The organism is Nonomuraea sp. NPDC001636, from assembly GCF_040298265.1.
Lineage (GTDB): Bacteria > Actinomycetota > Actinomycetes > Streptosporangiales > Streptosporangiaceae > Nonomuraea.
In genome coordinates this window covers 53268-63954 of the sequence record NZ_JBEOZT010000043.1, presented here as the reverse complement: position 1 = coordinate 63954, position 10687 = coordinate 53268, and the positions used below count along the sequence as shown (strand labels likewise).

Annotated in this window: 10 protein-coding genes; 8 read left to right on the top strand and 2 right to left on the bottom strand. The window is 73.8% G+C overall.

The window, feature by feature from the left end; genetic code table 11:
• Positions 1 to 118 precede the first annotated feature (118 nt).
• From ABT158_RS46765 to ABT158_RS46750, 4 genes are all read left to right on the top strand, one after another.
• Entirely contained in the window at positions 119 to 1180 is a 1062-nt protein-coding gene (locus ABT158_RS46765; protein WP_352365185.1) for a right-handed parallel beta-helix repeat-containing protein, read from the top strand.
• Positions 1181 to 1434: 254 nt separating this feature from the next.
• Positions 1435 to 2742 (top strand): discoidin domain-containing protein, encoded by a 1308-nt coding sequence (locus tag ABT158_RS46760; RefSeq protein WP_352365183.1) that lies wholly within the window; start codon positions 1435 to 1437, stop codon positions 2740 to 2742.
• Positions 2743 to 3933: an MFS transporter gene (locus ABT158_RS46755; RefSeq protein ID WP_352365181.1), complete on the top strand. Its 1191-nt coding sequence runs from the start codon at positions 2743 to 2745 to the stop codon at positions 3931 to 3933.
• Positions 3930 to 4865, top strand: coding sequence for a TolB family protein (locus ABT158_RS46750; RefSeq protein ID WP_352365180.1), 936 nt, complete (start codon positions 3930 to 3932; stop codon positions 4863 to 4865). The genes ABT158_RS46755 and ABT158_RS46750 overlap by 4 nt, the downstream gene beginning before the upstream one ends.
• A 26-nt stretch (positions 4866 to 4891) precedes the next feature.
• On the opposite strand, the gene ABT158_RS46745 is transcribed toward ABT158_RS46750, so the two are convergent.
• Together ABT158_RS46745 and ABT158_RS46740 are read right to left on the bottom strand one after the other, a co-directional pair.
• Positions 4892 to 5515, bottom strand: coding sequence for a response regulator (locus ABT158_RS46745; RefSeq protein WP_352365178.1), 624 nt, complete (start codon positions 5513 to 5515; stop codon positions 4892 to 4894).
• On the bottom strand, positions 5512 to 6744 hold the full coding sequence (locus ABT158_RS46740; protein WP_352365176.1) for a sensor histidine kinase: 1233 nt from the start codon (positions 6742 to 6744) through the stop codon (positions 5512 to 5514). Before ABT158_RS46740 ends, ABT158_RS46745 begins: the two co-directional genes overlap by 4 nt.
• Positions 6745 to 6956: 212 nt before the next feature.
• Here ABT158_RS46740 and ABT158_RS46735 point away from each other — a divergent pair, with 212 nt between their 5' ends.
• The 4 genes from ABT158_RS46735 to ABT158_RS46720 all read left to right on the top strand — a co-directional run bounded on the left by ABT158_RS46735 (position 6957) and on the right by ABT158_RS46720 (position 10673).
• Positions 6957 to 7514 carry a GlcG/HbpS family heme-binding protein gene (locus ABT158_RS46735; RefSeq protein WP_352365174.1) on the top strand — a complete coding sequence of 186 codons (558 nt, stop codon included), beginning with the start codon at positions 6957 to 6959 and terminating at the stop codon, positions 7512 to 7514.
• A 56-nt stretch (positions 7515 to 7570) separates the two neighbouring features.
• Positions 7571 to 8245: an ankyrin repeat domain-containing protein gene (locus ABT158_RS46730; RefSeq protein WP_352365172.1), complete on the top strand. Its 675-nt coding sequence runs from the start codon at positions 7571 to 7573 to the stop codon at positions 8243 to 8245.
• Between the two features lie 270 nt (positions 8246 to 8515).
• Positions 8516 to 10141, top strand: coding sequence for an ABC-F family ATP-binding cassette domain-containing protein (locus tag ABT158_RS46725; protein WP_352365170.1), 1626 nt, complete (start codon positions 8516 to 8518; stop codon positions 10139 to 10141).
• A 94-nt stretch (positions 10142 to 10235) separates the two neighbouring features.
• Positions 10236 to 10673 (top strand): Fur family transcriptional regulator, encoded by a 438-nt coding sequence (locus ABT158_RS46720; RefSeq protein WP_352365168.1) that lies wholly within the window; start codon positions 10236 to 10238, stop codon positions 10671 to 10673.
• Positions 10674 to 10687: the final 14 nt, after the last annotated feature.

Here is a 10687-nt window from a genome sequence, read left to right as displayed (position 1 = left end):
ACCGCTCCTTTAACTTACCCGGGCCCCCGCAACCCGGGGGGCCCCCGCCCGGGGGCCAACCCCCCCCGGGCCCCCGCCCCCGCCGCCCGCGCCCACGGCCCCCGAAGGGAGGAACCTCATGAGACGGGCCCTGCTGACCGGCCTGCTGCCGCTCCTGCTCGCCACTCCGGCCGCCGCGATGCCACCGTCCGGAGAGAGCAGTGCAGAGGTGGTCGAGGTGGCCACGGCGGCGCAGCTCGCCGGCGCGCTGGCCGCGGCGGTTCCCGGCCAGACCATCAGGCTCGCGCCCGGCGAGTACCACGGCGCGTTCGTCGCCCGGCGTCCCGGAACGTCCGCCGCCCCGATCACGCTGACCGGGCCGGCGGACGCCGTCCTGGTCAACGACGGTCCCTCCGGCGCCGCGCCGTCCTGCCCGGCGCCCGGCGGCGGCTGGGACTCCGGCTACGGGCTGTGGCTGTACGAGGCGCCGTACTGGCGGCTCACCGGGTTCACCGTCAAGGACTCCAAGAAGGGCGTCGTCCTGGACGCCTCCCCGCACGTGGTGATCGACGGCGTGTACGTGCACCACGTCGAGGACGAGGGCGTGCACTTCCGGCGCAGCTCGTCCGACGGCGTGCTGCGGAACTCCCGCATCACCCACACCGGCCTCGTCCAGCCGGGTTACGGCGAGGGCGTCTACCTCGGCTCGGCCGGCTCCAACTGGGGCTGCCACGGCAACACCGGCGGCGCGGACCGCTCGGACCGCGTCCAGGTCGTCGGGAACACGATCGGCCCGTACGTCGCCGCCGAGCACATCGACGTCAAGGAGGGCACCAGCGGCGGCCTGATCAGCGGCAACACCTTCGACGGCACCGGCGTCAGCGGCCAGAACTCCGCCGACTCCTGGGTGGACGTCAAGGGCTCCGGCTACACCATCGAGAACAACACCGGCACGTTCGCCCCGCCCGGCACCTTCGCCAACGGCTACGAGACGCACAATCCGGCCACGACGCCGTCCTTCCTCAACGGCTGCGGGAACGTCTGGCGCGGCAACCGGTCCGATCTCGGCGGCGTCGGCGAGTACGCCATCAAGATCACCTCGACGTCGAAGTGCGCGGCTGACCCCAACGTCGTGCGCTCCTCCAACACGGTCACGGGCGCCACTCGCGGGCTGACGAACGTCCCGGTGACCCCCGGCTGACGGCCCGCTCGGGACCGGCCGCCCGGCCCCCGGGCGGCGTCCTCGCCGTGCCGCGCGCCGCCCGGGTGAACCCCGCCCAACAGGGTTAAGAAACCTTCCTAACTTCATTGACAGCCCTCAGCACCCTGCGCCACGATCCCGGTAAGCGGCTCGGCGCGGCTTCCTCCCCCAGGATGTGACGCGCTCAGCGAAAGACTCCTGCCCCGGCCGCCCACCGGACCGTGCTCCGATCTCTCACCCCCAGGAGAATCGCCATGTCCAGAGTCCGCCTGGCCGTCATGGCCGTGATCGGCCTGGTGGCCGGCCTGCTCGTGGCCGCCACCGCCTCGGCCGGCACCGCCGAGACGCTGCTGTCACAGGGCAAACCCGCCACCTCCTCCTCCACGGAAACCTCCTCCTACGCCGCCGCCAAGGCCTTCGACGGCGACCTCGCCGCCACCCGGTGGGCCTCGGCCGAAGGCCACGACCCCGAATGGCTGCGCGTCGACCTCGGCGCCGCCCAGCAGATCAGCCGGGTCAAGCTGACCTGGGAGGACGCCTACGCCAAGTCGTACAAGATCCAGACCTCCCCGGACGGGAGCGCCTGGACCGACGTCTACTCCACCACCACCGGCGACGGCGGCGTGGACGACCTCGCTGTGACCGGCACCGGCCGCTACGTCCGCATGTACGGGACCGCGCGCGGCACCTCCTACGGCTACTCCCTGTGGGAGATGCAGGTCTACGGCGGCGGCACCCAGCCCACCGACCCGCCGGGCGACACGTTCGTGGTGGCCGCCGCCGGTGACATCGCCGAGCAGTGCACCGCGAGCTCCTCCTCCTGCGTGCACCCGAAGACGGCCGCCCTGGTCGAGTCGATGAACCCCGAGTTCGTCATCACCATGGGCGACAACCAGTACGACGACGCCCTGCTGTCGGACTTCCGCAACTACTACGACAAGACGTGGGGCAGGTTCAAGGCCAAGACCCACCCGGTCCCCGGCAACCACGAGACCTACGACCCGGCCGGGTCGGAAGCCGGGTACAAGTCGTACTTCGGGGCCATCGCCTTCCCGCAGGGCAAGAGCTACTACAGCTACGACCGGGGCAACTGGCACTTCGTCGCGCTCGACTCCAACCACTTCGACCAGTCCGCCCAGCTCACCTGGCTCAAGAACGACCTCGCCGCCACCACCAAGCCGTGCGTGGCCGCGTACTGGCACCACCCGCTGTTCAGCTCCGGCGAGCACGGCAACGACCCCGTCTCCAAGCCCGTGTGGCAGGCCCTGTACGCGGCCGGCGCCGAGTTCGTGCTCAACGGGCACGACCACCACTACGAGCGGTTCGGGCCGCAGAACCCCAGCGCCCAGGCCGACACCGCGAAGGGCATCGTCGAGGTGCTCGGCGGGATGGGCGGCGCGTCGCCGTACCAGATCGAGAACGTGCAGCCGAACAGCCAGAAGCGGCTGAGCGGCACGTTCGGCGTGCTGAAGCTGACCTTCACCGGCAGCACGTTCGGCTGGCAGCTGATCGGGACCGACGGCTCGGTCAAGGACACCAGCCCGACCTACTCCTGCCACTAGATGTACATCTCGCTGCTCGGCACCCGGCTGACCAGGGCGGTGCCCGCCAACGTGGTGGCGCTCGGCCTGGTCAGCCTGGTCACGGACGTCTCGTCGGAGATGGTCACCGCGGTCCTGCCGCTGTACCTGGTGGGCGCGCTCGGGCTCAGCCTGGTGCAGTTCGGCCTGCTGGACGGTCTGTACTTCGGCGTCACCGCGCTGGTCAGGCTGGCCGGCGGGCACGCCGCCGACCGGTGGAGCCGCCGCAAGCTGGTCGCCGGGCTCGGGTACGGGCTCTCGGCCGTCTGCAAGCTGGGCCTGCTCGCGGCCGGCGGGTCGGCCGCCGCGCTCGGCCTGGTGCTGGCCGCCGACCGCACCGGCAAGGGACTGCGCACCGCGCCCCGCGACGCCCTCATCACCCTGAGCGCCCCGCCCGACCGGCTGGGCGGCGCGTTCGGGGTGCACCGGGCGATGGACACCGTGGGCGCCTTCCTCGGGCCGCTGGCCGCCTTCGCGGTGCTGACGGCGACGGCCGGCGCCTACGACGCGGTGTTCGTGACCAGCTTCTGCGTGGCCGCGCTGGCCGTGCTGCTGCTGGTCCTGTACGTCCGGGACCGGCGCGGCCCGCTGACGGCCCGCGTCCGGCTGCGGGCGGCGGTGACGCGGGAGCCCGGGTTCCGCCGGGCCTGCCTGGTGGCGGTGGCGCTCGGCCTGGTCACGGTCAGCGACTCGTTCGTCTACCTCGTGCTGCAGCGGCGGCTGGCGATCGCGCCCGAGCTGTTCCCGCTGCTGCCGCTCGGCACGGCGGGCGCGTACCTGCTGCTCGCCGTGCCGCTCGGCAGGCTGGCCGACCGGTTCGGGCGCGCGACGGTGTTCGTCGCCGGGCACGTGGCGCTGCTCGCGGTCTACCTGGTGCTGATGGGCCCGGCGTGGCTGCTGCCCGCGCTGCTGCTGCACGGCCTGTTCTACGCCGCCACCGACGGGGTGCTGATGGCCCTGACCGGGCCGATGCTGCCCGAGAGCGCGCGCACCGGCGGGCTGGCGCTGCTGCAGACCGGGCAGGCCACGGCCCGGATGGTGTCGTCCATCCTGTTCGGCCTGCTGTGGGCCGGGACGGGGGAGGGGCCGGCGCTGGCGGTGATGGCCGCGGGGCTGGTGACGGCGTCCGCGATCGCATGGCGGGCGCTGCGATCACAAGGAGGTCGTCCATGAGACGGGTGCTCGTGCTCCTGGCCGCGGTGGTCCTGCTGGCGGGCGGCGCGACCGCGTACGCCACCTGGGCGGCGTCCTCGCGCCAGGCCGGGCCCGCCGTCGCGGGCTTCGACGCCGGCGAGCCGGGCCGGGTGCTGGTGCGCAGCGGCGGACGCGTCGCCTCCGTGCCGCTCGCCGAGCCGGGCGCGCCGCCGCGGGTCAGCTCCCGGGCCTGCGACCGCTTCTACACGGCGAACGGCACCACCCTCTGCCTGGTCACCAGGCCCGGCCCGCTGCCGAAGACCGAGGCGCTCGTCCTGGACCGGTCGCTCAAGGAGACCCGCCGGATCAACCTGGCCGGCGTCCCGAGCCGGGCCCGCGTGTCGGCCAGCGGCCGGATGGCCTCCTGGACGGTGTTCGTCACCGGCGACTCCTACAGCACCGGCGGCTTCTCCACCTGGACCGGCATCCTCGACACCCGGACCGGCTACCTCATCACCAACATGGAGGACATCCCGCTCTACCTCGACGGCCGCCGCTACCACTCGGCCGACGTCAACTACTGGGGCGTCACGTTCGCCGCCGACGACAACCGCTTCTACGCGACCGTCTCGACCAAGGGCAGGACGTACCTGGTGGAGGGCGACTTCGGCGCCTGGCGGGCGCGCACGCTCAGGGAGAACGCCGAGTGCCCGTCCCTGTCGCCGGACGGGACCCGGCTGGTGTTCAAGAAACGCGTCTCGCCCGGCCCGTGGCGGCTGCACCTGCTGGACCTGGCCAGCATGCGGGAGACCCCGCTGGGGGAGCGGGCCAGCATCGACGACCAGGCCGCCTGGCTGGACGACCGCACCGTCATGTACGCCAAGGACGGCGACGTGTGGGCGGCCGACGTCGGCGGCGGCCCGCCCCGCCGGCTGATCCCCGGCGCGAGCTCGCCCGCCGCCGTCCGCTGACACCCGGGGCCCCCGTCCGGGCGCGGTCAGGGGAGCCGGATCAGACGCCGCTCGACCGCGGCCGTGACCGCGGCCGTGCGCGTGTCCACGCCGAGCTTGTCGTAGATGTGCACCAGGTGGGTCTTGACCGTCGCCTCGGTGATGTAGAGCCGGCGGGCGATCTCCCGGTTGCTCGCCCCGCTGGCCAGCAGCTCCAGCAGCTCGACCTCGCGGGCGCTCAGCGCCGGGCCCGGCTCGCGCATGCGCCGCATCATCCGGGTCGCCACCTTGGCCGACAACACGCTCTCGCCCCTGGCCGCGGCCCTGATGCCCTGGAACAGCTCCTCCGGCGGGCACGCCTTGAGCAGGTAGCCGATGGCCCCCGCGTCGACGGCCCGCATGATGTCGGCGTCGCTCTCGTACGTCGTCAGCACCAGCACCTGCGGCGGCGCGGGCAGCCCGCGGACCCGCCGGGTGACCTCCACGCCGTCGACGCCCTCGCCGAGCTGCAGGTCCATGAGGACGACGTCGGGGGAGCAGGCGGCGATGCCGCGCAACGCCTCGGCGCCGTCGGCCGCCTCGCCGACGATCTCCATGTCGGGCTCGCCGCCGAGCAGCGCCACCAGCCCCGCCCGGACCACCGGATGGTCGTCGACCAGGAACAACCTCATGCCGCACCGCCGTCCGGGGCCCGCGGCGGCCACGCGGCGGGCACCCGGGCCGCGACCGCCGTGCCCTCGCCGGGCGCGCTCTCCACGACCAGGACGCCGTGCACCTCCGCCAGCCGGTCGCGCATCGCCCGCAACCCGTAGCCGCGGCCGGGAGCGGGGGCCGGTTCGGCGAAGCCGACGCCGTCGTCGAACACGTCGAGCGTCACCTCGCCGTCGAGGTAGGACAGCGTCACCGTGACCGTCACCCCGGCCGCCGGGTCCGCCGCCGGGTCCGCCGCCGGGTCCGCCGCCGGGTCCGCCGCCGGGGCGGCGTGGTCGCGGACGTTGGCCAGCGCCGCCTGCGCCACCCGCAGCAGCGCCGCCTGCACCTCCGGCGCCAGCGGGTACTCCTCGCCCGCCAGCCGGAAACGCACCCGCGGCCCGGTCTCGCCGGCGTCCGCGCACAGCCGGGCGAGGGCCTCGGGCAGCGTGACGTCCACCAGGCCGGGCGGCTGGAGGTCGCGGACGAACCGCCGCGCCTCGGCCAGGTTGTCGGCGGCGGCCGCGGCGGCCCGCCGTACGTGGGCGCGAGCCTGGGCCGGGTCGGCGGCCCACATGCGGTCGGCGGCCTGGAGCAGGATGCCCATGCTGGTCAGGCCCTGGGCCAGGGTGTCGTGGATCTCCCTGGCCAGCCGCTCGCGCTCCTCCAGGACGCCGGTGCGGTGGCGGGAGTCGGCCAGCGTGCCGCGGGTGCTGATCAGGTCGTCGATGAGCAGCTGCCGGGCGGCGCTCTCGCGCTGCAGCTCCCCGAAGATCACCGCCGTCATGGCCGCGATGCCGACCGGCGCGAGGATCAGGCTGACGTCGAGCTCGCGGGCGATCTCCAGCTGCGCCACGATCACCACCAGCGTCAGCGCCGCGGCGGCCACCGCGAAGCCGTGCGCGTTGAGCAGCCGCAGGCACAGGAAGAGCAGGGGGACCGCGCACCAGCTGAACGACGGCGCCAGCACCACCAGCGCCAGCCACACCGCCGCCACGCCGCCCAGCCAGACCAGCCGCCCCTGCCGGCCCAGCCGGTGCCACCAGACGATCCCGGCCGCGTACGCCAGCGCGAGCAGGCCGCAGACGGCCAGCGACGTCACCGTCTGGGCGCTCATGCCGTGACGGGACACCAGCCGCAGAGCCGAGGCGGCGAGCAGCAGGTAGAAGCCGACGTGCATGGCCCAGTTGAGCCAGGTGCGCTCCCTCATGGCCCTCCCCGTCGCCGCGCCCTTCGACACTATCCCCTGCCCGAGCATGGCCCCCACCAGGGCGGCCGCGCATCAACCGATCGGTTGACCCGGCCCTCGACCGCTCGGCGCGCGGGGATCGCCCGTGCTCCCGATGGCCCGCGGCGGCCCGCCCGGAAACCTGGAGGAGTCCGACGAGGTGTCCGACTTCGCCCTGACGAACTGGAGAAACCATGAACATCCGTACTCGCCTGGTCGCCGGCTCGCTGTCGGGGCTGGCCGTGCTGGCCGGCGCCGTCGCCGCCACCTCACCCGCCCAGGCCGCCGACGCCGCCCACAGCGCTCGCCTCGCCCGGGTCGCCGCGGCCGAGCCCGTCGTGCAGACCGGCACGCTCTCCGCCGACGCCGCGCTGAAGATCGCCGACGCCGCCCTGAAGGAGGCCGTCAAGCAGAAGCAGCGCGTCACCGTCGTGATCGTCGACCGGTCCGGCGCGACCCGGCTGGTGCTCAAGGGCGACGGCGCGGGCCCGCAGACCGAGGAGTCGGCCCGGCGCAAGGCGTTCACCGCGGTCTCCTTCGGCCGGACGACGTCCGAGCTGGGCAAGGGCATCAACGGCGGCGGGCCGTCCATCGCCGACATCCCGGGCACCCTCTTCCTCGGCGGCGGCGTGCCGGTCGCCTCGGGCGGCGCCCCCGTCGCGGGCATCGGCGTCGGCGGCGCCCCCAGCGGCGACATCGACGAGTCCATCGCCCAGGCGGGCCTCAAGGCGGTCGCCGGGCAGCTGCGCTGACCGGCTGGACCGGCCCCGGCGCGCCGCCGGGGGCGGGCGGACGGAAGGATGAGGGGATGAACCGCCGAGCCATCCTGACCTGGGGACTCGGTCTGATGCTCGCGGCCTGCGGCGGGCGCGAGGTGAAGGGAGCGGGAATGGCCGACGAGGAACTGCTGGCGGGAGCCGCGCGCGGGGACGCCGCCGCCGTCCGGGACGCGCTCGGCGCCGGGGCCGACGTGGAGGCCCGCGACGGGCAACGCCGTACGGCCCTGCTGCTCGCGGCGGCGGCCGACCACGTCGAGGTGGCCAAGGTGCTCGTCGCGGCGGGCGCCGACCCCGACGCCCAGGACGCCAGGAAGGACACCCCCTGGCTGGTCACCGGCGTCACCGGGAGCGTGGCGATGCTCAGGGCGCTGCTGCCCGCCGGGCCGGACCTGACCAGGCGCAACCGGTACGGAGGCGTCTCCCTCATCCCCGCCTGCGAGCGCGGGCACGTCGAGTACGTGCGCGAGGTGCTGAAGACCGGCATCGACGTCGACCACGTCAACGACCTGGGCTGGACGGGCCTGCTGGAGGCGGTCATCCTGGGCGACGGCGGCGAGCGCCACCAGGAGGTGGTCCGGCTGCTCATCGCCGCCGGCGCCGACGTCGACCTGGCCGACCGCGACGGCGTCACGCCGCTCGCCCACGCCGTCTCCAAGGGCCAGCGGGAAGTGGCCGCCCTGCTCCGCGCAGCCGGAGCCCACTGACACGGCGGGGCCCGGCGCCGGTGGGCGCGCGGGAGGCAGGCGTCCGGAGCGCGGCGGGCGCCTGCTAAGGTGTGAAATGCTTGTGATCCTCAGCTAGGAGACCAGACATGGCAGGTGACGACGACATCTCCGGGTGATACCGGAGGTCGATCGGCCCCGGCGTGAGCGCGTGAGCGCCGCCGGTGTGGCCGCGTTCGTCGTTTCCCGAATCCCTGTCCTTTCACCGGGCGGCTTCGGCATGCCCGCGTTCTCCGTCGAGGTCTTCTTCACATGTCCGACGCGTTCATCGTCTGCTCCAACCTGTCCTTCTCCTGGCCTGACGACACCCCCGTCTTCAGCGACCTGTCCTTCAGCGTGCCCGGCGGCCGTACCGGCCTGGTCGCCCCCAACGGCGCCGGCAAGAGCACGCTGCTCAAGCTGATCGCCGGGGAGTACCGGCCGCGCTCGGGCGGCGTGTCCGTCAACGGCGTGCTCGGCTACCTGCCGCAGAGCCTGCCGCTGGCCGGCGACCTGACCGTGGCCGAGGTGCTGGGCATCGCCCCGGTGATCGCCGCGCTCAACGCCATCGAGGCGGGCGACACCGCCGAGGAGCACTTCACCACCATCGGCAACGACTGGGACATCGAGGAGCGCACCCGTGCCCAGCTCGACCGGCTCGGGCTCGGCCACCTCGACTTCGCCCGCACCCTGCGCACGCTGAGCGGCGGGCAGATCGTCTCGCTCGGCCTGGCCGCGCAGCTGCTCCGGCGGCCCGACGTGCTGCTGCTCGACGAGCCCACGAACAACCTCGACCTCGACGCCCGCCACCGGCTGCACGCCGTGCTCGGCGACTGGAAGGGCTGCCTGCTCGTGGTCAGCCACGACCGCGCCCTGCTCGACCGCATGGACCGCATCGCCGAGCTCGACCGGGGCGAGGTGCGCTTCTACGGCGGCGACTTCACCGCCTACGAGGAGGCCGTACGCACCGAGCAGGAGGCCGCCGAGCGCAACGTGCGCACGGCCGAACAGGAGCTCAAGCGCGAGAAGCGGGAGATGCAGCAGGCCCGCGAGCGCGCCGAGCGCAGGGCCGGCAACGCCGCCCGCAACCTCAAGAACGCCGGCCTGCCGCGCATCTTCGCCGGGAACATGAAGCGCGGCGCCCAGGAGTCGGCCGGCCGGGCGGGCCAGACGCACGCCGCCCGCGTCAGCGACGCCAAGGCCCGGCTCGACGAGGCGGGCCGCGCCCTGCGCGACGATCAGCGCATCTCCCTGCAGCTGCCGGGCACCAACGTGCCCGCCGGGCGCACGGTCTTCCAGGGCGAGCACCTCATGGCCCGCGGCCTGTTCGCCGAGCCCGGCATCGACCTGGTCGTCCGCGGGCCCGAGCGCATCGCGCTGACCGGCCCCAACGGCGCCGGCAAGTCCACGCTGCTGCGCCTGATCACCGGCGACCTGGAGCCCGACGGCGGCACCGCCAGGCGGGCCGACGGCCGGGTGGCCTACCTGTCGCAGCGGCTCGACCTGCTCGACGACGAGCTCACCGTCGCCGAGAACCTGGCCGCCTTCGCCCCCGCGATGCCGGCCGCCGAGCGGATGAACCTGCTGGCCCGCTTCCTGTTCCGGGGAGCGCGCGCCCATCTGCGGGTAGGTGTGCTGTCGGGCGGCGAACGGCTGCGCGCCACGCTGGCCTGCGTGTTGTGCGCGGAGCCGGCGCCCCAGCTGCTGCTGCTGGACGAGCCGACCAACAACCTCGACCTGGTCAGCGTGGGCCAGCTGGAGAGCGCGCTCGGCGCGTACGAGGGGGCGTTCGTGGTGGTCAGCCACGACGAGCGGTTCCTGGCGGAGATCCGGGTGGGCCGCAGGCTGGAGCTGTCCGGCGGGCGGCTGCTGGAGGGCGGCGGGCCGGAGCTGGGGTGACGCCCTTCTAGGGGGCTATTTCCGGACATATTACTAAACTTGGATGGTTCGTTCTCTTGTGTCATTCAGGTTTGTATAGGTAGGTTTGGCGGCTATGACCGCATCGAACGCTCCGACGACCGCCGAGGAGCTGCGCGGCGCCGGGCTGCGGGTGACCGCCGCCCGGGTCGCGCTGCTGGAGACCGTCCGCGAGGGTGACCACCTCGGGGTCGAGGCGATCGCCTCCGGGGTGCGCGAGCGCGTGGGTCATATCTCGTTGCAGGCCGTGTACGACGCCCTCCACGCGCTCGCCGCCGCGGGGCTCGTCCGCCGCCTCGACCCCCCGGGCAGCTCGGCCCTGTACGAGGGCCGCGTCGGGGACAACCACCACCATCTCGTGTGCCGGTCCTGCGGCGCCGTGGCCGACGTCGACTGCGCCGTCGGCCACGCCCCCTGCCTGACCGCCTCCGACGACCGCGGCTTCGCCATCGACGAGGCCGAGGTCATCTATTGGGGCCTGTGCCCCGCCTGTTCCACCGGCAGCAGTTCCTGAGCACCCAGATTCCG

Excerpts from the sequence above, each read along its gene's own strand:
- ABT158_RS46765 (WP_352365185.1), top strand. The coding sequence starts at position 119 with ATGAGACGGGCCCTGCTGACCGGCCTGCTGCCGCTCCTGCTCGCCACT.
- ABT158_RS46760 (WP_352365183.1), top strand. The coding sequence starts at position 1,435 with ATGTCCAGAGTCCGCCTGGCCGTCATGGCCGTGATCGGCCTGGTGGCC.
- ABT158_RS46755 (WP_352365181.1), top strand. The coding sequence starts at position 2,743 with ATGTACATCTCGCTGCTCGGCACCCGGCTGACCAGGGCGGTGCCCGCC.
- ABT158_RS46750 (WP_352365180.1), top strand. The coding sequence starts at position 3,930 with ATGAGACGGGTGCTCGTGCTCCTGGCCGCGGTGGTCCTGCTGGCGGGC.
- ABT158_RS46745 (WP_352365178.1), bottom strand. The coding sequence starts at position 5,515 with ATGAGGTTGTTCCTGGTCGACGACCATCCGGTGGTCCGGGCGGGGCTG.
- ABT158_RS46740 (WP_352365176.1), bottom strand. The coding sequence starts at position 6,744 with ATGAGGGAGCGCACCTGGCTCAACTGGGCCATGCACGTCGGCTTCTAC.
- ABT158_RS46735 (WP_352365174.1), top strand. The coding sequence starts at position 6,957 with ATGAACATCCGTACTCGCCTGGTCGCCGGCTCGCTGTCGGGGCTGGCC.
- ABT158_RS46730 (WP_352365172.1), top strand. The coding sequence starts at position 7,571 with ATGAACCGCCGAGCCATCCTGACCTGGGGACTCGGTCTGATGCTCGCG.
- ABT158_RS46725 (WP_352365170.1), top strand. The coding sequence starts at position 8,516 with ATGTCCGACGCGTTCATCGTCTGCTCCAACCTGTCCTTCTCCTGGCCT.
- ABT158_RS46720 (WP_352365168.1), top strand. The coding sequence starts at position 10,236 with ATGACCGCATCGAACGCTCCGACGACCGCCGAGGAGCTGCGCGGCGCC.